We start from the raw sequence: 22,171 nt of genomic DNA on the forward strand, positions 1-22,171 counted from the left end.
CCCCAAGAAGATGAGGATCACCATGCGTACTTTCGCGCACCTGTCAGGCCACAGCGAATACTCCAGCGACTCGAACGCCACCATCAAGGCACTCGTCGCCGCTGCTGCCGCCGACGGCCAGACCGCTCTGGCCCTGACCGACACCAATCTCACAGCCGCCCCGCTCTTCCGCGCCGAGGCACGCCGACACGGCATCAAACCGATCATCGGCCTGGACGTCAAGTGGGTCGACAACCGGCACTGGGAGGACCGCCAGAAGGTCTTCAACCTGACCCTGCTGGCAGAAAACCGCACTGGCTGGCACAGCCTCGTCGCCCTCTACAACTCCTCATCCGTCCCTGGCCGGTCCCAGCAATTCGTCGACTACGAACTGCTGTCCCGCCATGCCGACGGACTGATCGCCCTGACCGGCGGACGCCGCGGACCCATCGACACCTACCTGCATGAGAACGACGCCGATACCGCCCGGACCAACTTCACCAGGCTGGAAGCTGCCCTTGGCACCGGGCGCGTGTTCCTGGAAGCCTCATTCCCCGGGGCTGCCCAGCTGTTGACCGGCGTCTTCATGGGCAAGACCGCGCATGTCGTGGCCACGGGCCGCTACCGACAGGTTACTGAAACGGATACCGCGGCCCGCAAGACGCTCCTGGACATCCGCGCCGGCAAGAGCTGCCTGGGCTACGGCGAGGGAGGGTGGCTCCGGACCGAACCAGAAATGCGCGAGCAGGCGCCGGACTCCAGGGCCTGGCAGGACGCCGTCACCCTGGCCAGCACGGTCGCGGATGCGATCGACTATGACGCCATCCCGGAACCGGGCGGAAACCTTGCATCCTTCCCCGAGCCGGAAGGCTTCCAGAACGAAGGTGAGTACCTGCGCCACCTGGCGTTCCGGGGTGCCGCCTCCCGCTACGACGAGATCCCCTTTGAGGTCATCGAACGGCTGAACGCCGAACTGGAGGTCATCATCTCCAAGGGTGCCGCCGCCAGCACCCTGATCGCCCACGACCTCATCACCTGGTGCGCCGACAATGACATCCTGACCGGCGCCCGCGGCAACAGCTCCAGCAGCCTCGTCCTTTACTGCCTCGGGGTCACCGACATCAACCCCCTGACCTACGGGCTGCGGTACGAACGCTTCCTCCGCCGCGGCCGCAATGAGATCAGCAGCCCCGACATCGACGTGCAAGCCTCCCGCAGGCAGGACGTCCACGACTACCTCGCCACACGCTGGCCGGACCGTGTGGCGCGGGCCGCGACCCACTCACGGGTCAAGGCGGAGACATGGACCCGGCGTGGACTGGTCAGCGAGGAGAAAGCAGCCCTCGTGGAGGGACGGCTCCAGAGCAGGCACATCCACCCCTGCGCCCTCGTGATCGCACCCCGAGACCTCGCGGACACAGTTCCGGTCCTGCCGGACCGCCGGAGCGGCCACGAGCACGAGCTGCCGATCACCAACTGGGATGCCCAGACCCTCATCAACGAGGGCTACCTGGTGCTGAACCTCATCGGCTCCTCCACGCTCGACGTCATCGCCAAGACGGCGGCACAGGCACGGTTGGACCGGGCAGCACCCGTCCACCTCGGCCTGCTGCTGCCTGACGGCGACGGGGATCTCTACGCCAGCTCGACGCCGGCGGCCTGGGACCTCTTCGCGAAGGGCGACGCCGACGGAGTGTTCCAGCTCGGCGCGGACGATGCCGTGGCAGCCGCCAAGATAGCCCGGCCGCGGAACCTCACCGACATGGCAGCGCTGATCGCCCTGTACGGCAAAGAGGATCGGCTCAACCGCTACCTGTCCGCCCGCATCAACCGGCCCCGCCTCCGCTACTACCACCTGGAGCACCTGACGGCGGACGAGACCGAGCAGGCCTGGCTGTGCCAGACCCTGGCGCCAACCCACGGCGAGATTGTCTTCCAGGAGCAGGTCATGGACCTGTTCGCGTCCGTCAGCGGATTCAGCGGAGTCGACGCGGACGGTGCGTGGCGGTTCCTGGCAAAGAAGTCGCCGGACTGGAGGACCCTGCGGGAGAAGTTCATCGAAGGTGCGGTGCAGGAGCAGTACGACCGCGCCGGAACCCGGTACTCGATGGCGTTCAGCGAAGAGACCGCGGGACGGGTCTTCGATCTGATCATCGAATCAGTGCCCTGCCTCTTCAGCGCCTCCCACGCACACGCATACGCCCGCCACGCCTTTCAGACGGCCTGGCTCCGCACCCACTTCCTGGAAGCCTTCCAGCAGGTGCTGGACGAGGTGCAGCCGCACCGCCGGCGCCCAGCCACGGCTTAACTCCTGGCCAGCGCCACCTGCCTCGGGTGGCGCGGGCCGGGGTCCGCGGTGAGCTTCGCCGGGGCAGCCGCACACATGACGGGCATGGCACTCCTTACCCTCGTGGAACCCTCAGCGCCGGCATCGTCCGAACCTGACCCGGACGAGCCCTACGAGCTCGACAACCGGGCCTTCACCCCGGAGGCCATGGACGAGTACACCGAGTACCTGCTCACATCGGCCGTCGAAGCCACGGCCGCATAGAACACACCAGAGGCACCGGCCGGTCGGCACGGGCAGGGGTCACCGGACCCGATTCTTCAGGACCAGGAAAGCAGTAGACGCATGGCGTTCGCACACCTTCACTTCCACTCCGAGCACAGCTCGCTGGACGGACTCAACCGGATCAACTCTGTCCCGAAGACGGCAGCTGCCCTCGGCCAGACGGCGATCGCCCTCACCGACCACGGCTCCCTTTCCGGTGCCTGGCGGTTCACGAAGGCCTGCAAGGCTGCGGGCATCAAGCCGATCATCGGCTGCGAAATCTACATGTCGATCGGGTCCCGGTTCGAGAAGAACTTCACCTGGGTGGACCGCAACGACGATGCCGATGCCGACACCGAGAACTCCAAGTCCGGCCAGAAGAAGAAGATCTACGAGCACCTGACCCTGCTGGCCCGCAACGAGGCCGGCTGGAAGTCACTGCTGGCCCTACACAACAAGGCCGAAGAGACCTTCTGGCAAAAGCCCCGTATCGACTTCGACCTGCTCAAAGAGCACGGCGAGGGCCTGATCATCCTGACTGGCTGCCTCGGTGGCCCGGTCGCCGGTCCGCTCTCTAGGGCTGCTGCCAAGGAAGCCGAAGGTGACCTGGAAGCCGCTGCCGCGTTCGAGGCTGAGGCCCGTGTGGGCCTGAACCACATGATCGAGGCGGTCGGCAAAGAGAACGTCTTCCTCGAAATCATGTACCACGGCATCGAGGCCGAACGGGTCGTACTGAACAAGGTCCGGGCGCTGTCCAAAGAGACCGGCATCCCGATGGTCGCCACGAACGACTGCCACTACGAGCACGCTGACGACGCCCACGCCCACGAAGGGTTCCTGGCCGTCGGGTCCAACAAGACTCTGGACGACCCTGCCCGCTTCAAGTTCAACGGCTCCGGCTACTACATCAAGTCCGAAGCCGAAATGCTCGAGGTCGTGCCCCGCGCCTGGTGGGCCGAAGCCTGCGCCCAGTCCCAGGTCATCGCCGACATGTGCGACGAACAGGTCATCCCCACCCCGCACCAGCGGCTGCCCAAGTTCCCCGTGCCCGAAGGGTTCGCGAACTCCGACGCCTACCTGAAGCACCTGGTCAAGGAAGGCGCCATCCGGCGCTACGGCTACGACAAAGAGGGCAACCGCATCCCGCTCTCGGCGGAGGTCAAGGACCGGCTCAAGACCGAGCTGGACATTATCAGCCAGATGGGGTTCCCGGACTACTTCCTGATCGTCTGGGACCTCGTCAACTGGTGCCGCTCCGATGCTCCCATCGAGTTCGACAACCCGAACGCGCCGCGGAAGAAGCCCATCCTGGTCGGCCCGGGCCGCGGCTCCGCCGCCGGTTCCGCCGTCTCCTACTGCCTGGGCATCGTCGGCATCGATCCACTTGAAAACAACCTCCTGTTTGAGCGGTTCCTGGAGCCCGGCCGCGCCGGCATGCCCGACATCGACGTGGACTTCGAAATGCTCCGCCGTCCCGAGGTTTTCGCCTACGCCGGATACCGGTGGGGGCAGGGCAACGTGGCCCGCATCGGAACGTTCGGTGTGGCGCTGGCCAAGGCTGCCATTCAGGACGCCGCACGCATCCTCAAGCCATCCGGCCCGTCCCAGGAGATCAAGGACGCCGCCGGGGAGCTGTTCAAGGCTGGGAAGAAGGCCGACGGCGCCAAGCTGCTCCGTGACGCCAACAAAGCGGTGGAGGAGCGCGCCTCCAAGCTGCTGCGCCTGGGAAAGAAGCTCTCCGAGCTGGTCCCTGCCTCCGGTGAGAAGACCTACACGCTGACCGCACTGGAAGACACCCGGGACGCCGCCGGCGACGCATTCCGCGAGCTGGTTGCTGCCGAGGGCCAGGACGCCCAGGACATCCTGGAGCTGGCCAAGTCGTTCGAGGGCGTCGTCAAGGGCGAGTCCATCCACGCCTGCGGCTTCGTGATCTCCCCCGAGCCCCTGGATGACCTGGTGCCGCTGCGCCATGCTTCCCACGCCGCCGACGCCGATCCGTCCGCCCCGCGGGTGATCTGCTGGGACGGTCCCGAGGTCGAGGACTACGGATTCCTGAAGATGGACATCCTGGGCCTGATGAACCTGGACATCGTCTCCTCCACGCTGGAGAACATCGAGACCACCACCGGCGAGGTCCTCACGCTGGATGCGATCCCGCACGCCGACACCAAGGACAACCCCCGGGTGCAGGCCGCGTACGACCTGATCGCCGCCGGCCGGACCGCCGGGGTTTTCCAGATGGAATCCGACGGCATGAAGAAGATCGCCCAGGACGTCATTCCCGAGTCCCTGACCGACCTGTCCGCCATCGTGGCCCTGTTCCGTCCCGGCCCGCTGGCCGCCAAGGTCCCGGACCGGTACGCCGCGCGTAAAAACGGCCTCGAAGTGGTCGACTACGACCAGTTCACCGCCGACCCGGTCGAGCAGGAATGGATCGCCAAGGTCCTCGGCGACACCTACGGCGTCTTCGTGTTCCAGGAATCCCTCATGCGCCTCGGCACGGTCATCTCCGGGTTCGACGCCTCCCAGCGCTCCGTGCTCCGTAAGGCCGTCGGCAAGAAAGACGCCAAGAAGATGGCCGAGGTCGGTCAGATGCTGGCCGCCGGCGCGGAGCAGGAGTTCTACGACGAGGACGGGACGATGATCTCCCCGAAGTTCTCGCCTAAGACGGCCGCCCACATGTTCGAGCTGATGAAGGGCTCCGCGTCCTACCTGTTCAACGCCTCGCACTCGGCAGCGTACGCCCACCTGGCCTACGTCACCGCGTACCTGAAGGCGAACTGGCCGGTCGAATACTCCGCCTCGATCCTGTCCATCGTGGACACGAATAAGCCCGAAAAGCGGCTCACGGCCCTGCAGTCGCTGCGGGCCGACGGCATCACCGTCATGGCCCCGGACATCAACGCCTCCAAGGCCCGCACCGCCCCGGTGAACGGCAACGTCCAGATGGGACTGGCCGAGGTCAAGGACGTCGGCTCCGCCGGCCACCACATCGTCGCCGAGCGCGAGAAGCGAGGCCCGTTCAAGGACCTGCACGACCTGCTGACCCGCGTCGTGATCCCGGGCAAGAACGGCGGCGCCGACACCAAGCTGCCCTCCGGTGCCATCCAGGGCCTCATCGAGGCCGGTGCCCTGGACGCCTGGGGTCCCCGCCTGGGCCTGCTGATGACGATGCGTGCCGCGTTCAAGGCCGCCATCGACCCCATCGAGGCGTCCTGGAACGACGTGGAGATGTCCACCCGCCAGCGGTTCCGCCTGGGAGTGTCCCTGGGCATCCACCCGCTGGTGTCCATGAAGGCCGAGCTGAAGGCGTGGCGGACCCCGGTCTACGACGAATACACCGGCGACTCCATGGGCCGTGCGCTCACTCCGCTGCACAAGATCTCCGACGGGGACGGCGACACCGTCCTGACAGTCGGCGTGGTCTCGATGTGGGAGGAGAAGGGCTACTCGGGCGGGCGCCGCGCCAACTTCGCGCTGGAGTCCTCCACGGAGGCCATCAGCGGCGTCGTCTGGGACCGGACCCTGTCCGCCTTGCGCCGCAAGGGCACCATCCCCAAGGTCGGCGACGTCGTGGCCGTGTCCGGCCGCGTCAACGTCCGGGCCACCGTCGTCGGCGACGAGGAAACCGGCACCCAGGAAACCATCACCACCAAGGAGCTCAACATCAGTGAAGTATGGCCGATCGACGTCGGCGCCGCCCCCGAAATCAAGCTGCCCGAGAACGTCTTTGACTTCGCAGCCTCCTACAAGAAGCTCCGCGCCATCCCGACCCCGCCCAAGGGCGGCAAGCCCAAGGCCACGACGGAGCCGGCACCTGCCGAAGAGGCTGACGCTGCTGCCGAAACCGGGGCCACCGTCACCGTCCTGGATGAGCGCCGCAAGGCCTCCCGCGGTTTGGTTGCCCTGGCGCTCGGCCAGCACGACCAGAACCTCGGCAACGGCAAGGTCATCGCCGGCAGCCGCGACCTGAAAAGGGCCCACAAGCTTGTCGGGGTTCCGCTCAAGACGAGCGTCAAAAACGAGGGAACCATCCTGCGCGGTCTCACCACCGAAGGGGACCGGATCTTCGTCGTTATCAGCGGCGGCACCCTGACCGACTCGGAAATGGTCGAGCTGGCCCTGCGCAACGAGGAGGACCCGGCACGCTGGGCCCCGCACGAGGCACCCGGGGTGTCCTCCAAGGACAAGTACACCTGGTTCCGGATGACCGCTGAAGCCGCCGCTGAGAGCCCCGGGGAGCTGGCCGCGGCCGGCTAGTCCCGGGCCCGCAGGGGCGGCGGGGAGGCCGTTCCGGAATGCCGCACACATGAAGGACAGACCGGCAGCAACCTGCCCAACCAACCTTTTGCAGCAGACAGGAAATTCGTGAACCTCTCCCCCGTCCCCCAGCCCGCAGCGGACCCGATGCTGGCCGCCCTGAGCGTCCTGGAACGCATGAGCTCCCAGGACCACCCGTCCGTGGATGTCTTGCTGGACTCCATCGACGCCAGGGAGCTGGCCATGGGTCTCGTGGACATTTCCCGCTTCATGGGCTCAATGCTGGCCAAGGCCAGCAACGGCACCGAAGCTGACGTGTACGCCCACCTGCGCACCACCATCCTCGGCCTCGTCAGCGACGGCACGTTCAACTCCGGCCCGGCCAACCTCCCCAACTGACCAGCGTGCAAAAACTGACACCCGTCGGGACCTTGGACGCATAGAAGACAGCAGGAACAAAGGGTTTCCAGAAACCCGCTGGACCTGGCCGGAGCAATCCGGAGGCGGACTGCAAAAACTGACACCCGTCAGGACCCAGGACGCATAGAAATACCGGGAGCAAAAGTCCTTTTGATCCCAACCACTACAGCCCAGATGGGCCCTACGAAAGGCATTACATGCCCAGCAACATCCCCTTCATCGGTAACCTCGCCCACGACATCAAGGACGAGCTCCAGACGGAAACCAAGTCGGGCCTGCCCCGCCTGAACTTCCGCATCGGCGTGACCACCGGTGAGCGCGGCTCCGACAACGAGCAGACGAACTTCTACGGCTTCACCGCCTTCGGCTCCACGGCCGAGAACATGGTGAAGTCCTTCAAGAAGGGCGACCGCCTGATCGTCCTGGCCCGGACTGACACCTACCAGAAGGAAGTTGTCATCAACGACAAGGAAGTCAAGCTGACGATCCCGTCGTTCAAGGCTTCCAACGTCGGCCCCGACCTGACCTGGGCTTCGGCCGAGGTCGTCAAGAACCCCCGCGGCAACGGCGGTGGCAACGGCGGCTCCGAAACCGTGGCGAAGAAGGCTCCGGCCAAGACCGCCCCGGCCAAGAGCGCACCTGCTGCCTCCGCACCGGACGACGACGAGGACTTCTAAGCCCTCCCGCCACTGACAGGCCCCGTTCCACCTTCGGGTGGGGCGGGGCCTGTTTGCGTCTTCTCTACGCATGTTCAGGGGCAAGCCCACGACTTCAGGACAGACACGCACGATGAACAAACTCAGCCCGGAAACCCTGCTGACCACCCTCGGTGACGCCGCCACAGGCGCCCTTAGCCTGCTCACCAGCCTTGCCGAGTCCAATCCGACCCTGCTGCTCATCGCCGGAGCGTTCATCGGCCTGGTTGTCCTGATCCGTGTCGCGGCCCGGAACCGTCCCGTCCCAAAAGACCCAAGCCGGCTCTTCTCCGCCGCGCAGAAGGCCGAAGGATTCGCCCGGGCAGGCGGCCGCTGCGAGCTGGACGGCTGGTGGCTGACGAGGTGCCGGCGTCCGGCGAGCCATGGCGACCACCACTACCCGTGGTCCAAAGGCGGGTCGACGTCCATGGGCAACTTTGTAGCCGCGTGCGCCAAGTGCAACATGTCCAAGGGTGCCAAGGTGCCTGGTTTCTTCACCACGCTGCGCATGCAGGCAAGGCGCCGGCAGTACTTCCCACCCGGCTCCATCGTTGCCGCCGGTGAACGGTTCGTCCAGCGATGAGTCCGTCGCACAGCACCCCTCACGCTACGGCGCCACCGGAACCCGGCCAGCTCTGGGTTCTGGCCGGCGTGCCCGGCGGCCACGGCGTTTATCACGCTGACGGTGCCTGGAAGATCCTGGTACGAAGCGCCGCCGGCGAATACTCCCTGGCGCCCGCCTACGATGCCACGCCTCTCCAGCTGTCACCGGTCCAGCCCGCCGGTCCGCACTGGGCCGACGAGTTCGACGCCCTGGCCCTCGTCCAGGAGCTCAACATCACCTGGGATGAGGAGATCCGCTCCTACCAGCAGGACGCTCTCAGGCTCCTCAACAGCCCCTGACCGGTGACCGTCCGGCGGTAATCTGCGCATGTTCACCGGCATGAGCACGCCCACTCCAGAACCCGATGCCACAGCCCCGACCGGTGGTGAGCAGGCCGCCGCAGACGCCGGAGCGATCGCCAAGGGCGCGCTCAGGGGCGGTACTGCAGGTGCAGTCCGAGCTGCTCTCAAAACGAAAACGGTCCGCAAGGGCCTGGCCGCCGCCCTGGCGCTGCCCCTGATTGCCGCCGCCACCGTCGTCGGCATCGTCATGAACGCCACCGCGGCCACCAACAGCTACGCGGTCGGCTACGAGCACATCTCCAATACGGCCGTCACCAGCGAATTCGACCAGGCCCCGCTCCTGGACCTCATCAAAGAAGCCTCCGTGCGCACCGGGGCCAGCTGGCAGGTCATGGCAGCCATCGTCACCGCCGAGGAGGGCAAGGGCGGGACCGGCCCGTTCGGCATCGACCTGGAAAAGACCGACGGCGCCATCAGCAAGGAAGATGCCGAAGACCCCCGAAAGTCCGCGCTGTTCATCGGCAGGGCGCTGGCCGGGGCCGCCCAGGGCACCGTCAACAAGCTCCCCAACCCCAACCTCAACGCCGGCTCCGAGGAGTTCCTCGACTCCAACGGCAACACGGCCATGAAGATCTCCACCCAGCCCGATCTGCGCGCAGCCCAGGAAGCAGTCAAGGAGCAGTACCTGGTGGCCATCGCCACCTTGCCGATCAAGGGCAACCCCGAAATCGCCGAGAAGGTGTTCACCACCGCCCAGGGCTGGTCCATGGGCAAAAAGAGCACCCAGGGCCAGTGCACGGCAGACTCGGTCAGCCTTGGCGGCGACACCGACGTCGCCCTGAACGACTCCCAGAAGAAGTACGCCCAGTTCATCATCAACGCGGTGGCCGCGCGCGGAATGCCGGAGAAGGCCGCGGTCATCGCACTCGCTACGGCCTTCCAGGAATCAACGCTGCGCATGTACTGGAACCCGAAGGTACCGGGTTCTGAAGCACTGGCGCCGGACCCCAGCGCCAAGGGCGTCGACGGCTTCTCGGTCGGCCTGTTCCAGCAGCAGGTCCATGGCAGCGAGTTCGCATGGGGCACGGTCCAGGACGCCATGGACCCCACCAAGTCCACCTTCATGTTCCTGGACGCCCTGGCCCGGGTCCCCGGCTGGGACTCCATGGAAGTCACGATCGCCGCCCAGACAGTCCAGCGTTCCGCGTTCCCGGATGCGTATGCGAAGTGGGAGCCGTCAGCTACGAAACTGGTCGCGGACCTGAGGCCCACCGGCGGCGCCAGCTACGGCACCTCCACCGGGGCCCCGTCCGACGACGATTCATCCTCGGGCACCACGCCGGTGTCCTCCTCAAACGGATGCCTGGACGGCGTCGGGTCAGGCACGGCTGGCAAGGGTGATGACTACCCTTTCCGGGATCCTGTCGGCGAATGCGCCTGGTGCGTCGGCGGCCCCGGTGCCGTGGACCCCTGGTCGTTGTACAAGCGCGAATGCGTGTCCTTCGTCGCCTGGCGCATGAACGTGCAGATGGGCTGGAAGGAAGGCGAGGAGTACCCCTTCACGCCCGCCAAGCTCGGTATTGGCCTCCTCGGCAACGCCGCGCAGTGGAAGGACAACCTGGCCAAGGCCGGCTACGTCACCGACAAGACCCCGAAGCCCGGTGCCATCGCCTGGTTTGACGCCAACATCAACACCCCGAGCAACATCACCGGGGACGCCGGCCACGTTGCAATTGTGGCTGGAGTGAATGGAGATGGGACCATCAATGTCGAGGAATACAACTTCAACCCTTGGGCCTACGGCGCACGCACCATTCCGATCGCGGACGTCAGCGGCTTCATCCACGTGGCAGACCTCCCCGAGTCAGCCTCCGAAGACTCCTCCAGCCCGAGCCCTTCCGCGAAGTAAAGGACAGTCATGACCGACGCCAACCACAAGCAGAGCAGCCCCGTCGTCGCTTTCGTCCGAAAGAACGCCGTCGTGGTCGGCGTGTCAGCTGCCCTGCTCATCGGAGTGGGCACCTACGCGGCCAACGCCCTGCAGCCGGAACGCACCGCGGCACCGGCACCGGTGCCCACGATCAACTCAACCGCCACCCTGGACGGCGGAGCTGTCGCGAGCCCCACGGCCTCACCTGGATCAACGGACGCAGCAGCCACAGGAGCCCCGTCAGCGGCCCCGGGAGCTTCGGGCGGCGGGCAGTCCGGCTCAGGTACTGCCGGCGGCTCTGCGGGCCAGCCAGGGGGCGGATCCGGAGCAACTCCCTCGGCCCAGCCGACCACGACGGTGACGCTCGGCACCGCCAACCAGGCGCCAACCCTCCAGGACTGGAAGCCCACCGCCGAGAAGTTCTCCGCCGCCTGGGCCAACCCGTCCGTGGGCAAGGAGGCCTGGCTGGCCGCCATGAAGCCGTACGCGACCGAGGAGCTGCTCACCAGCCTGGCCCGGGCCGACATCCGCAATGTCCCCCAGGACACCCTCTACAACGTCCGCTCCGTGAAGAACAGCGAACGGACGTGGATCTTCAACCCGACCTTCACTTCGGGCAAGGACCGCTTCGGCGCCTCCATCACCGTCCAGAACGACGGGTCCTGGCTCGTGGACCATGTAGGCGCCCCGGAATAGGCAGTCCGGCAACCTGGGCGCGACAAAGCCCCCGTCCAACTGGGCGGGGGCTTATCTGTGCGCGACTTGACCTGGCTAGAGGACCGCGTCCCTGCGGGAATCGATGACGTCCTCGGAAAGGACGGTCATGTTCCTGTTCAGGGAGTTGATGCCCTCGAGGATCTGCTTCTCGGTGTTGTCCTCGAAGACCGACTCCATGGCGTAATGCATATCGAAAAGCTTGTACTTGTCCTGGATTTGCTCCACCGTCAGCGTTTCGTTGAACAGCTCGATCTCGTGGTCCCGGACCGCAATATGCTCGTCGTAGAAGCGCCGGGAATCCGGAGCGTGGTAGAGCATCTGGGCTGCGCGAACGAGCTGGCGTGAGTCGTAGAGGCCCAGCTTCATTGGCCGCTCGTTGGTCAGCGACTCCCGGGCTTGAGCCACGAATGCGTTCTGGTCCGCCGCGAACTTCGACTCCCACTCGTCGACCTTGAACCGTGGCTTCGGGTTCTCCTGCAGCCAGCTCTGCTTCCAGTCCGCCAGTCGCTGGTTCAGGTCCGTCTCAACTTCGGCCTTCCGCCTCTCGTGGTACGTGACCTCAACCTGCCGGATGATCTCGTCAGGGATCTGGACGTTGGACCAAAAGTTGATGCAGTGGTCAGCTGTACTGGACGGTGACGGCTTGAAAAACGATCCGTCCGTACGGTCGAACAGCTTCACCGGGGATTCGGCGTGCTTCGGGCTGGTGAACTGACCCCCTTGGGGAACCCCGCCATCGATCCTGTGGTCGTTCATCTCTCAAACTCCTAGTTCCTGCTCTGGTCTGTTTTTTATGGTTCCCGCTGACCATACAGTGTGCGGCAACCCGTTGTTATTAGCGGCTCGCCCTCTCGGGGCGGCCGGAAGCGGGGGCAAGTGGCCGAGCTGCGGACGGAGCGTCGGGAACCTGAGCGGCCGGCACATCCTGCTGCACCCTGCTGACGCTTGGCACAACCGGAAGCGGGGATGTAACCGTGGGCTTCTCGGGCCGGGCATCGCTGACGGGTGCGCCAGCAACGCTATCTGCCGCAGCCTTCGCAGCCTCCCCGGTGCCGTTAGTCAGGGTCTCTGCGCCGGTGTTCTGGTTGCCCTTGCGGTTCTGGTTGCTCTCGCCCTTGTCGCGCTTGGTCTTCTCCATCATCTGGCGGTAGTCCATGGTGATCTCGTCCAGCTTCTCGCGCTTGTTCACGCGGTTCTGGCGCATCGCGGAGGCAACCTTGTAGCCGCCGTAGAGGGCGGGGACGACACCAGCTGTGGCCGTACCGGCAACGAGGAGGCCCGCGCCCAGGGCAGCGGTTCCGACCGTCTTCTTGGCGGCACCCTTGGCGAAGCTGACCGGGCTGGCCGCAAACTGGTCTTTGGCGTTGCCCCAGCTGTCGGCCACCTGGGCCTTCAGCCCCTTGCGCTTGCCCAGGCCCATCTCTTCGTCCTGCTGCTTCTTCCACTCGGCTGCAGCCCACCGTTCTTCGTGAGCGGCATCCTTCAGCATCTCGCGCTCGGGGGCTGACATCTTGCCCTTGTGGAGGTCGGAGTTCCGGACCCTTGAGGTGGAAAGCAGGGTGTGGTCGAGTCGGCCGGCAGCAGCGCCTGCACCAGCACCTTCTGCGCCGGAGCCGGCGGGAATGCCCTCGGGAATGCCCTCGGCAGCGGTCTCCTGGCCTTCTCCGGCAGTTCCCTTCATGGCTTCTGCTGCGTGCTTCGGCCGGCGGCCTGCAGCCTCGATGGCGGCACCTGCGAGGACGCCCTTGGCGGCCGCGTCGGCACTCGGGACGGCGGCGTTGCGGCGTCCGGCGGCTGCGGCAGCAGCACCGACGCGTCCACCGCTGACCCGGCTCATTGCGGTGTTCAGGGCGGCCTTGCCGGAGCCCTTGACGGCACCGGAGGCGCGGTTGCGGAGGCGGGACTGGCTGCGGTCAAGCAGTCCGGAGACACCGGCGAAGGCGGCACCGCCTGCCGCTGCGCTCATGGCGTTGCCCCACGCGAGCCCGCCGGAGAGGGAGAACGGGGACGGGACCTTCATGACCTTGGTGAACATCATGTGCAGGATCGCAACGGCGACCAGCGGGGCCAGGCCGGACCAGAGCATGGCGATCAGGGACGTGTCGCCTCCGAGCATTCCTTCACCGACTGTCTGGAGCATCTTGGTGAAGACGGTGACGAAGGCGAACACCAGCTGGATGGCGAACACGAACAGGTTCACGCCCACCAGGGTCTTCAGGAACCCGCCCAGCTTGGACATGTCGGCTCCGGGAAGGAGCGCCTGCAGCATCAGGAAGAACGCGATGATGATCATGACCACCAGGGCGACCTTGGAGACGATGATCGCCAGGCCGATCAGGCCGAACACGATCAGCATGCCCAGGGCGGAGATGTTGTAGGCCAGGATGCTGGTCATGCCGCCGACGATGTCATTGCCGTGCAGGGTCCGGATGAAGGTCCGCAGCTCCTGGCCGGCAGCCGGGTCGTCGGTGTCGGTGCGCTTGTTGACTTCGTCCCCGTTTGAGGACCAGTCGAAGGCGTCCGCGCTGTCCTGCTTGGTCATGAAGACCTTCCGGCAGTCCTCGCCGCTGGGCTTGGTGCCGTCGGCGATCCCGGAGTTGAACGCATCGGTGGTCCAGCTGTTGCCGTCGTTCAGGTTGGTGGCGCCGTCCTTGATCCGGCAGGCAGCCCAGGCAACGATGGACTTGTCCTGGGTGACGTTGTCGGGTGTGGAAAAGGCGGTGGATTTGTAGAAGTCGCTGCCGGCAGCCGGGGCCGGGACGCCTGATCCGTTGAAGACACGGTTCATGATCATCTGCACCGAACCGGCCGAGGCGGCGGAGGTGCCGATCGGCACCTTTGCATTCTGCTCCAGCAGGTGGCACCAGGCGTGGTCGCTCATGGTGCCCTCGGCGGCACTGCCGAACTGGGCGGTGCGCCATGCCTTCAGGCCGGTGGTCTCCCAGATGGACGAGAGGATGAGCGGAACGCTGGACGCCATTGCACCGGCGCCGCCACCGTAGGTGTTGGTGTATTCCTTCTTCAGCGAGGCTGTGTAGTTGACGCACGCGAGGGGGTCGCCGGACGGTCCCGCGGCAGTGCCGGGGTCGACCGCCAGGGCCGTGGCCGGAGCTGAGGCCAGGGACGCGACGACATTGTTGACCTTGGTGACGACCCAGCCCGGTGAGCCGACGCCGGGGCGGTAGGGGCCGTTGTCGACCCTGCCGTCAGCGCCGACGGTGCCGCCGCCGGTGGAGCCTGTAGCGCCCATGGCCATGACGAAGAACAGGCCGACGATGACGGCCTTCATCATGATCGGCTTCCACATCATGTTGCCGCGGCGGTAGCCGGCGAAGAGAAGTCCGAAGACACCAATGACGACCAGGCCGGCGAGCAGGCCGTTCCTGGGGTCCTTGATGGTGTTGGCGATGGTGGCGCCGATCTGGTCGGCTGCGCCGCCTGCGGAGTCCAGGAGGCAGAAGTTGATGGCGAAGCTGGACAGTCCGGCACCGGTGGTCCACATGAAGTTGCCGGTGGCCATGCCGCCGTTCTGCAGGGCGTTGCGCTGGATCAGCTCAGCGTTGATGCCGATGGGGCCGGCGTCGATGCGGGAGTGCATGCGCGCGGTTGCATCGGCCCAGCGGGCCACCGGAAGCATGGCGGACTGGCTGGCCGATGACGATGAGGTTCCGCAGCTGCCCGAGGCGCCGGCCGGACGTGAGCTGTCGTCGCCGATCTCCCGTGCAGGCTTGTACGCGGGGACGGTTCCGGTTGCTGCAGCGCTCACTGTGGTGGCTGCAGCAGGTACGGATGCTGCCTGCGCGGGGGCCATAGCTCCGAAGAGGAGGGCGACTACGACGGCTGTCGCGGCTCCGGCCCGTGCGATCAGGGTCTTTTTCATCGGATGATTTCCTCAAAGTCTGCTGTTTCGGCTGCCACGCGTACCTGATCCCGGGGCACCGGGACGGTGATCTGGCGGATGGTGCCGTATTCCGCGGCGCCGACCTCAACAGGTTGGCCGCAGAGGAAGAACTGGTTGACGCTGGACTTTTTCCGGTCCAGCAGGCCCTGGTAGGTGCGGAGCCCGAGGCCTTCGCGGGAGCGCCGCTCGATCATGAAAAATGCTCCACCGGTCACGATCGGGAGCCACAGGAAGGCCCATACGTCGATGAGTGGGAAGAACACGGCCGACAGGATTCCGCCGGGAACAAGGGAGGCTGCGGACAGCCAGAACGTGCGCCACTTCATTTCGACTGTGCCGATGACGGTGGTGCGTTCGGATCCGGAGGTCCGTCCCGTCATGGGGGTCAATGAGTACAGCGAACCGTAGGCAGCCACGTTCTTCCTTTCAAACGGTGAGCCGGGGCCAGAAGTGGCCCCGGCTCATCACTTCACTACCGGGTGAGGTGTCTAGCTAGGCTCCGGGGAACATTGCTTTGAACAGCGAGATACCGATGTTGGCGACAGCGTCCATGACGGTCAGCAGCAGCGGCATCAGGACAGTCGGTGCGCACAGGAGTGCACCGACGAGCAGGGCGCCCCAGAGAGGCTGGTGGTTGCCTGCACCGCCCTGGCGGCGGCGGTCCCAGACCCACTTGGCGATGGCGATGACGACCAGGGCCACGCCGACGATGGAGAGCATCGTGGTGAGGCCGCCGAAGCCGCCGGAGATAGCTGCCCAGAAGGTGTTCCAGGAGCCTTTGAGGTTGACGTCGCCCATGGGGACGGCGGTAATGATCTGCGTCATTTCGAGCCTTTCTTACTCGTTCTGCCGGAGCAGTCCCACCCGGTGTGGAGACTTGTTTCGTGCTGACAATTCACATGCGTAGAACTTCGCGGGATGGCCGTTTCAGGCCGAGATGAGGCGCAGGAACCGCTGTACGCCGTGGTCGTGGCGGAGCCGGCGGCGGTTGTGTTCGGAGGTGTCCCAGCCGTAGGCGGCCACGGCCCGGACCATCGGGCTGGGGTCGTGGGACGCCCGGTCGGCCGTGCCGGCGTAACCGGTCTGGGCCGCTGCCAGACGCACCGATGTCTCCTGGGAGGGGTCAGCCAGCTGTTCCAGGACGTCGTCCGGGATGGCGGGGCTGCTGGTCAGCTCGGCGAGCACTTCGGGATCCTGGCTGCGTGCCATGTCGCGGAGCTGGTCCGGGGTGGCACCCTCCACGTCAGGGAATGAAGCCCTGCCGCCCACGGTGACGTTGCCTTCACCGTGGGTGGTCGCGGTGAATCGACCAGCACCTTTGAGCCCTTTGAGGACCCGGGGCTGCTTTTCCATCGTGTACCTCCTCTGACTTACGAGTGCTTGTTGTTGGCGAATGCGAGGGCGTTGGCCCACATGTCGTCGGCCTTGTCGGCGCCGAGGCGTTCGAGCATGGTGACGACCTTGTCCTGGTCGTCGACGCTGAGCTCACCGAACGGTGCGAACAGGGCCGCCGTAGCTTCGTTGTCGACGTTGTTCGACCAGTCGCGGCAGGCTGCCAGGACTCCGCCGTCGTGCTTGTCGATGACGCCGCGGTGCTTGGTGACCTGACGCTGCGACAGGCTTCCTGCGCGGGACAGGGGCACCTCGGCGCGCTCTGCGATGGCGTTCCAGGCCAGCCGGCGTGCCTCAGCCTTCTTGGCTGCGCCAGTGGTCTCCAGGGCGCCCATTGCCCGGTCCATGTAAGAGTCGGGAGCGATGTAGTGGCCGCTCGACTCCGGGCTGACCAGAGTCGCGCCAAGGGTGGATTCGACACCGCCGTCCTCACCGAAGGTGGCATCCAGGGACCGGTCAACGGTCCAGGGGGTGCGGAACTCCTTGGACGGCTTGTGACGGTCGTCGTGCCACTCGTCGAGAACTTCCTGGGCCAGCACGTCGTCCTCCTTCTGCGTCAGTGACCGGCCAACCTCCTCTGTCATGCGCTGCCGCTTCTTCTCGAGGATGCGGTAGGCGAGGCGGTCCTCTGCCTTGAACTTGTTGGCGGTGGCGCGGACAGTGACGTTGGCCGTGACGGAGTTGACCAGCTGGCGGAAGTTGGTGATCGGCTTGCCGGACTGGACGTGCTTGAGGACCTGCACGACGGCCTCCTGCGCGATGTCGTCCAGGCCCATGGTGTTGGACTTGTCCTTCTGGCGGTAGAAGTTCTGCCAGTACGCGGCGGAGCTGTAGGTCATGGCGACCAGGTCAGCCGGTGTCGTGAACTCAGCGAGACGGCCGCTGGCGGCTGCGCCGTCGCCGAGGACAACCGGGGACTCGCTGTGAAGTGTCTTCGCAAATTCCCCACCCGAGGGGACGCCTGCCTCGACCCTGCGCTGTGCGAAGGAGGGCCGGGCGGTGTGTGCTTTCGAGATGCTCATGCCCGTCTGTGTGCGGCTGATTTCAAAAACGCGCAGACCTGGGCAAACTTTTTTCTAACCAGTTTTGGAGGTGGCCCGATGGGCGCCGGAATCCACCTCGGGGAAGCCCGGGAATGGGGTCCGGCGGGCCCACTTCAGAGGGGGTTGGAACTACCCCTCTCCGGGTGGTCCAAAAGGGTGGTCCACAGATGGTCCTTTTGCTGGTCCACCGGGGTGGTCCATGGTGGTCCTTTTAGTGGTCCATTTCAAAACCGCTGCTGGTCCTTTTGCGTGGTCCTTCCGATGTCGTGGACCACCTCTACACTGGGCATCCAGGACGGCCCGACCGTGGTCAGAGAGCAGGAAGGACAGCTGTGAGCGCACGTATTGAGCCCGACGGCAGGACGATGATGCTTGTGTCGCTGGGACTGGTGGCGGTGCTGGCGGTGGCCAGCTTCACCCTCTCGTTCCTGGGGTTGATCCAGGCCGCGGCATGGGCTGGCATCCCCGAGCAGCTCCGCTGGCTGGTGCCCATCGTCGTGGACGCCACAATCCTCGTTTATGCCGTTGCGGCCAGTGTTCAAAGGGCTCGCGGGGAATCCACGACCCTTTCCTGGGTCGCTGTCGGCTTCTTCACGGCCGTCTCCGTCGCCGCAAACGCCGCCCACGTCCTGGCGCCAGGAGGCGTCATCGCCGAACTGAACGGGAGCGTCATCTTCGGTGCCTTCCTGGCCTCGATCATGCCGATCAGCCTCTTCTTCGCCACCGAGACGACGGTCAAGCTGGCAGTCGCTCCGGTGTACGGTTCGATCGCCCAGCGCCGGCGTCGCGCAGCGAAGAAAATGGTCCTCATCGGCGAAAAGGACCACCCGGTGGACCAGCTGTCCACTTCAAATGGACCAGTAAAAGGACCACTGGATGGACCGGGTATGGACCACCAAAAGGACCACCCCTGGACCACCTCAAAGGACCACTTGCGGACCACCCCGAAAAAGCGTGCCGAAGTGGACCCTCAGGCGATCCGGGAACTGGCCGAAAAGGACAAGCTGAGCCAGCGGGCGATAGCCTCGCGGCTGGGGGTTTCGAAGACGACGGTTGCCCGTGTTTTGGCTGAGGCGCAGGAGGCGGTCCCGGCCAGGTAGGGGTTAGTCGAAGTCGTCGTCGAGGTCGATGACGGGTTTCTTGGCGGCAGGCTTCGCTGCTGGCTCGGGCTGCGTCTCGCTGTCCGGGGCAGAGGCTGGCTCCGCTTCCGGGGACTCCGGCTCCTCGACGGGCTTCTTCGCATTGACGGCCGCGGCGATCTTTGCCGGCTTGCCGCTGCAGCCCGGGGTGACGAGGCAGCGGGTCGGTGCAGTGTCGCTGCTGAGGATGAAGGTTCCGCAGGCCGGGCAGATCACGTGAGTGGCAGCCGGTGCGATTCGCAGCAGGCCCAGCTCGGGCTGGTGGGCTGCGATCAGCTCCAGCTGGTCGTCGTCGAGGTCCAGGACCTTGAAGGCCTTCACCACGATGGGGTCGGCCTCTGACATGGCGGCGGTCAGTTCCGCCCAGGTGTTCTGCTTGCACCTTTTGAGCACGGTGATGCCGAGACTGACCGCAGCGGCCAGTCCCTGATATTCGTCTTTGACGGCAAGTGCTGCCATCAGCGCGGATCCGTGGTGATGCTCATGGCAGCTATGTGTGCGGCGAAGTCCATCCCGCTCATCAGGCAGCCAGCTCGTAGCCGCGGGCGTCCAGGATGTCCACCGCGATGTCCTCGATGATGTCGCCCAGGGACTTGAACTTCTTCTCCATCTCCAGGTCTTCCGGGGTGATGGCCTCGTAGGCGTTGGTCTGCTCGTTCAGGACTGAGGTCATCTTGGTGACGTTGTTGTCAGCGCCGGGCATCATGACGTCCAGATCCTTGCCCTTGTTCCGCAGGATCGCCCGCATGTGGGCGTCCAGGGTGTTGGTGGCGAGCAGGGTGGTCACCATGCAGACGTTCTGCTGGCCGATGCGGTTATTGCGGTCCTCGGCCTGGCTGATGTTTGCCGGCGTCCAGTCGGTCTCGATGAAGATAGTGTCAGCGCTGGCCGTCAGGGTGATCCCGAACCCTGCTGCGCCGATGGAGCAGAAGATGACACCGATCTCGCCGTTCTGCAGCTTGTCAGCCACGGCCTGGCGCTTGTGCTGGGGCACTCCCCCGTCGATGAAGCCGGCGTCGGCGATCCCGGCCTTCTCTACGGCCTCGATCAGGGCCTGCATGACCGGCTGGTGGTGCACCCACACGGTCAACGGCCGGGTGTAGACCTTCTTGCCGTTGCGGACCTCGGTGGTGGCTTCCATCCAGTCGGAGATGATCTCGATGGCGGCCGGGACCTTGGCGACGCCGGCGGCCGCGCGCAACGGCGTGATGAGGTCAACCCGGGTCCGGGCGAACGTCTTGATCGCTTCCTGGTCGATCCGGAGACCCAGGGCGTACTGCTCCTCGATCCACTCTGTGACTTTCTCGTACAGGGTGTCGTGGGCGGCCTTGAACCCGCGCGGGTCGATTTCGACGTAACGGGTGGTGCGCAGCTTGGGCGGCAGCTGCTTGAGGACGTCGGCCTTGTTGCGGCGGACCCAGCAGTGCTTGGTCAGGACCTCTTCCAGTTGGGGCAGCATCTTGCGGTTTGGCAGGAAGGCGCCGAAGTGGTTCTGCTTGGTGTACGTCTCCATGAACTTGGAGGCACCGCCGAACACCGGGTCCAGGAGGCCGGCGATGGCGAGCATGTTCACGCCTTCGGCGGGGTTCTGCAGGAACGGGGTGCCGGTCATCGGCAGGCGGAGGGCGTCGATCGCGCAGGCGAGGTTGCGGTTGGCCGTGGCGCGCTGGCCGGCCCAGGTCCGGGAGCGGTGGACCTCGTCGAAGAGGGCAGCCTGGGGTGCCCATTCGACCAGCTGGTCGACAAGCTCGGGGCGGGAACCCAGGAGGGAGTCGGCGACCACAACAACCCCGGCTTCAGGGAACGGCGGAACCTTCTTGCCGGCGCGGATGGGCACGATGTAGTCCGGGAAGTCAGGCTTCTTGGGCGGCCGGACCGGCTTCTTGGCGCGGGACTTGGTCTTCTTCGGCGGTGCCGGCGGAGCGGGATCCACCTTGGGCTGGATCCGCTGCAGGCCGGGTCCGAGGGCGGCGTACGCTTCGCGGCACCAGTTCTCCACCACCAGGGGCGGAACGACGATGACGGTGCGCCGGGAGCGCTTGATGGCGGCCGCGGCCAGGGCCTGGCGCGTTTTGCCAAGGCCAGGTGCGTCCGTGAGTGCCCTGTGTCCACCGGCGATCGCATAGGCGCCGGCAACCTGGAAGGGGTACAGCGCGAGGCCGAACCATTTGGGCAGGTACCCGGTGTGGGCGGCGATGATGTCGATGAGTTCCTGCGTTCGCGGCGAGACCTCGTCCTGGACGTCGCCGTCGACACCGGTGGAGCAGGCGAGTTCGCGGGCGGCGTCCCGCACGTTCTGCGGGATGTTCTCCAGCTGGCGGCTTTGGACGGCGGCCTCGTAGGTGAGCGGGTCGAGTTCCAGGCCCCTCTTGGCTTCCCCGTCGTCGGTGATGAGGTCGGAGAGCATGACGTTGAAGCGCTGGCGGGTCTTGTCCCAGATGGCGCCCGGGCCAAGGATGGTGCTCATCTTCTCGAAGCCGGCCAGCCGCGGCCGGACGAAGACCATATGCGGGTATCGCTTGGAGCGCTGCAGCATCGGACGCCAGAGGGATTCCAGGGAGTCCAGGTCTGCCAGATCGCCGGTGGCTTCGGAGAAGTCGACCGGGATCCTGTGCTTGGCGAAGAACTTGTCCGGGTGGATGCCGGTGCCGGTGATGTACCAGGTCTTCTCCGTGCGGTCGAAGCGGCGGCCGGGAAGCTTCTTGACCCAATCCTGGGCGGGCTTGCCGTTAGGAAGCGTGGCGCCCCATCCGAACTCGAAGCGCAGCTCGGGGTTGCGGAACGTGCCGGTCAGCACGGCTGTAAGAGGGGCCATGTGGTTTTCTATGCGGGCTGGGCCCCGACGGCCGGTTCTGCCTGGCTCACGCGTCCAGCTCTTCGGTGCTGACGGCCTCGGTGATGGAGCACCAGGTGATCATCTGGACTGCGTCGGCATGCGCGGCTTTTGCCATGGTCACTGCGAGGGAGTTGCGGACCTTGCGTGCGGCGTCCCTGCTGGGCAGGCCGGTGGCGAAGGGGGCGGTTTTCGCGTCAGTCCCTGCGGCCACTTCCCAGGTGCCGCCCGGGGTGGACTCGGAGACTTTGATGTTGTTCACGGACGATGCATTGAGCAGATTTCCAGCGGCTGATTCAATCCAAACGTCCACGAATTTCTCCTAGATAAAGGGGGATGATTTCCTGACTTCTATGTGTACGGAAAGACATATGGGAGTGCCCGTTTACGGATGATTTCATTAGT

The 22,171-nt window shown here is 65.7% G+C and carries 19 protein-coding genes; 10 read left to right on the plus strand and 9 right to left on the minus strand.

The genetic code is table 11. The features are described from left to right. The first annotated feature begins 22 nt into the window (after positions 1–22). The 9 genes from IDT60_RS20150 (at position 23) to IDT60_RS20190 (ending at position 11,437) form a co-directional block, all read left to right on the plus strand. Positions 23–2,287, plus strand: coding sequence for a PHP domain-containing protein (locus tag IDT60_RS20150; protein WP_191082293.1), 2,265 nt, complete (start codon positions 23–25; stop codon positions 2,285–2,287). Positions 2,288–2,371: 84 nt separating this feature from the next. Next, complete coding sequence (locus tag IDT60_RS20155) at positions 2,372–2,530, plus strand: hypothetical protein (protein ID WP_191082294.1); 159 nt, start codon at positions 2,372–2,374, stop codon at positions 2,528–2,530. An 81-nt stretch (positions 2,531–2,611) separates the two neighbouring features. After that, positions 2,612–6,790, plus strand: coding sequence for a DNA polymerase III subunit alpha (locus tag IDT60_RS20160; RefSeq protein WP_191082295.1), 4,179 nt, complete (start codon positions 2,612–2,614; stop codon positions 6,788–6,790). A gap of 108 nt (positions 6,791–6,898) precedes the next feature. Beyond that, on the plus strand, positions 6,899–7,189 hold the full coding sequence (locus IDT60_RS20165) for a hypothetical protein (RefSeq protein WP_223884049.1): 291 nt from the start codon (positions 6,899–6,901) through the stop codon (positions 7,187–7,189). Positions 7,190–7,407: 218 nt separating this feature from the next. Then, positions 7,408–7,887 (plus strand): single-stranded DNA-binding protein, encoded by a 480-nt coding sequence (locus IDT60_RS20170; protein ID WP_191082296.1) that lies wholly within the window; start codon positions 7,408–7,410, stop codon positions 7,885–7,887. A 112-nt stretch (positions 7,888–7,999) separates the two neighbouring features. Next, positions 8,000–8,488, plus strand: a complete 489-nt coding sequence (locus IDT60_RS20175) for an HNH endonuclease (RefSeq protein WP_191082297.1) — start codon at positions 8,000–8,002, stop codon at positions 8,486–8,488. Continuing rightward, positions 8,485–8,808, plus strand: a complete 324-nt coding sequence (locus IDT60_RS20180; protein WP_191082298.1) for a hypothetical protein — start codon at positions 8,485–8,487, stop codon at positions 8,806–8,808. Before IDT60_RS20175 ends, IDT60_RS20180 begins: the two co-directional genes overlap by 4 nt. Positions 8,809–8,848: 40 nt before the next feature. Then, entirely contained in the window at positions 8,849–10,720 is a 1,872-nt protein-coding gene (locus IDT60_RS20185) for a CHAP domain-containing protein (RefSeq protein ID WP_191082299.1), read from the plus strand. 9 nt (positions 10,721–10,729) lie between these two features. Beyond that, on the plus strand, positions 10,730–11,437 hold the full coding sequence (locus IDT60_RS20190; RefSeq protein ID WP_191082300.1) for a hypothetical protein: 708 nt from the start codon (positions 10,730–10,732) through the stop codon (positions 11,435–11,437). Positions 11,438–11,512: 75 nt separating this feature from the next. Here the strand turns inward: IDT60_RS20190 and IDT60_RS20195 are convergent, their stop codons facing one another. The 6 genes from IDT60_RS20195 to IDT60_RS20220 all read right to left on the minus strand — a co-directional run bounded on the left by IDT60_RS20195 (position 11,513) and on the right by IDT60_RS20220 (position 17,773). Then, positions 11,513–12,214 (minus strand): hypothetical protein, encoded by a 702-nt coding sequence (locus tag IDT60_RS20195; protein ID WP_191082301.1) that lies wholly within the window; start codon positions 12,212–12,214, stop codon positions 11,513–11,515. A 79-nt stretch (positions 12,215–12,293) separates the two neighbouring features. Beyond that, positions 12,294–15,338: an A24 family peptidase gene (locus IDT60_RS20200; protein ID WP_191082302.1), complete on the minus strand. Its 3,045-nt coding sequence runs from the start codon at positions 15,336–15,338 to the stop codon at positions 12,294–12,296. Continuing rightward, entirely contained in the window at positions 15,335–15,775 is a 441-nt protein-coding gene (locus IDT60_RS20205; RefSeq protein ID WP_191082303.1) for a hypothetical protein, read from the minus strand. Before IDT60_RS20205 ends, IDT60_RS20200 begins: the two co-directional genes overlap by 4 nt. A 76-nt stretch (positions 15,776–15,851) precedes the next feature. After that, positions 15,852–16,184 (minus strand): hypothetical protein, encoded by a 333-nt coding sequence (locus IDT60_RS20210; RefSeq protein ID WP_191082304.1) that lies wholly within the window; start codon positions 16,182–16,184, stop codon positions 15,852–15,854. 102 nt (positions 16,185–16,286) lie between these two features. After that, positions 16,287–16,712 (minus strand): hypothetical protein, encoded by a 426-nt coding sequence (locus IDT60_RS20215; protein ID WP_191082305.1) that lies wholly within the window; start codon positions 16,710–16,712, stop codon positions 16,287–16,289. A gap of 17 nt (positions 16,713–16,729) precedes the next feature. After that, positions 16,730–17,773, minus strand: a complete 1,044-nt coding sequence (locus IDT60_RS20220) for a hypothetical protein (RefSeq protein WP_191082306.1) — start codon at positions 17,771–17,773, stop codon at positions 16,730–16,732. Positions 17,774–18,126: 353 nt separating this feature from the next. On the opposite strand from IDT60_RS20220, the gene IDT60_RS20225 reads away from it, so the two are divergent. Continuing rightward, a complete protein-coding gene (locus IDT60_RS20225; RefSeq protein WP_191082307.1) occupies positions 18,127–18,894 on the plus strand; it encodes a DUF2637 domain-containing protein in 768 nt (255 codons plus the stop codon). 3 nt (positions 18,895–18,897) lie between these two features. Here IDT60_RS20225 and IDT60_RS20230 read toward each other — a convergent pair whose 3' ends face one another. From IDT60_RS20230 to IDT60_RS20240, 3 genes are all read right to left on the minus strand, one after another. Then, entirely contained in the window at positions 18,898–19,392 is a 495-nt protein-coding gene (locus IDT60_RS20230; RefSeq protein ID WP_191082308.1) for a hypothetical protein, read from the minus strand. A gap of 61 nt (positions 19,393–19,453) precedes the next feature. Next, positions 19,454–21,748: a DEAD/DEAH box helicase gene (locus tag IDT60_RS20235; RefSeq protein ID WP_191082309.1), complete on the minus strand. Its 2,295-nt coding sequence runs from the start codon at positions 21,746–21,748 to the stop codon at positions 19,454–19,456. A 46-nt stretch (positions 21,749–21,794) separates the two neighbouring features. Continuing rightward, a complete protein-coding gene (locus IDT60_RS20240; protein ID WP_191082310.1) occupies positions 21,795–22,079 on the minus strand; it encodes a hypothetical protein in 285 nt (94 codons plus the stop codon). Positions 22,080–22,171 lie beyond the last annotated feature (92 nt).

It is taken from the genome of Pseudarthrobacter sp. BIM B-2242, assembly GCF_014764445.1.
Classification (GTDB): domain Bacteria; phylum Actinomycetota; class Actinomycetes; order Actinomycetales; family Micrococcaceae; genus Arthrobacter; species Arthrobacter luteus_A.

Excerpts from the sequence above, each read along its gene's own strand:
- IDT60_RS20150 (WP_191082293.1), top strand. The coding sequence starts at position 23 with ATGCGTACTTTCGCGCACCTGTCAGGCCACAGCGAATACTCCAGCGAC.
- IDT60_RS20155 (WP_191082294.1), top strand. The coding sequence starts at position 2,372 with ATGGCACTCCTTACCCTCGTGGAACCCTCAGCGCCGGCATCGTCCGAA.
- IDT60_RS20160 (WP_191082295.1), top strand. The coding sequence starts at position 2,612 with ATGGCGTTCGCACACCTTCACTTCCACTCCGAGCACAGCTCGCTGGAC.
- IDT60_RS20170 (WP_191082296.1), top strand. The coding sequence starts at position 7,408 with ATGCCCAGCAACATCCCCTTCATCGGTAACCTCGCCCACGACATCAAG.
- IDT60_RS20175 (WP_191082297.1), top strand. The coding sequence starts at position 8,000 with ATGAACAAACTCAGCCCGGAAACCCTGCTGACCACCCTCGGTGACGCC.
- IDT60_RS20180 (WP_191082298.1), top strand. The coding sequence starts at position 8,485 with ATGAGTCCGTCGCACAGCACCCCTCACGCTACGGCGCCACCGGAACCC.
- IDT60_RS20185 (WP_191082299.1), top strand. The coding sequence starts at position 8,849 with ATGAGCACGCCCACTCCAGAACCCGATGCCACAGCCCCGACCGGTGGT.
- IDT60_RS20190 (WP_191082300.1), top strand. The coding sequence starts at position 10,730 with ATGACCGACGCCAACCACAAGCAGAGCAGCCCCGTCGTCGCTTTCGTC.
- IDT60_RS20195 (WP_191082301.1), bottom strand. The coding sequence starts at position 12,214 with ATGAACGACCACAGGATCGATGGCGGGGTTCCCCAAGGGGGTCAGTTC.
- IDT60_RS20200 (WP_191082302.1), bottom strand. The coding sequence starts at position 15,338 with ATGAAAAAGACCCTGATCGCACGGGCCGGAGCCGCGACAGCCGTCGTA.
- IDT60_RS20210 (WP_191082304.1), bottom strand. The coding sequence starts at position 16,184 with ATGACGCAGATCATTACCGCCGTCCCCATGGGCGACGTCAACCTCAAA.
- IDT60_RS20215 (WP_191082305.1), bottom strand. The coding sequence starts at position 16,712 with ATGGAAAAGCAGCCCCGGGTCCTCAAAGGGCTCAAAGGTGCTGGTCGA.
- IDT60_RS20220 (WP_191082306.1), bottom strand. The coding sequence starts at position 17,773 with ATGAGCATCTCGAAAGCACACACCGCCCGGCCCTCCTTCGCACAGCGC.
- IDT60_RS20230 (WP_191082308.1), bottom strand. The coding sequence starts at position 19,392 with ATGGCAGCACTTGCCGTCAAAGACGAATATCAGGGACTGGCCGCTGCG.
- IDT60_RS20235 (WP_191082309.1), bottom strand. The coding sequence starts at position 21,748 with ATGGCCCCTCTTACAGCCGTGCTGACCGGCACGTTCCGCAACCCCGAG.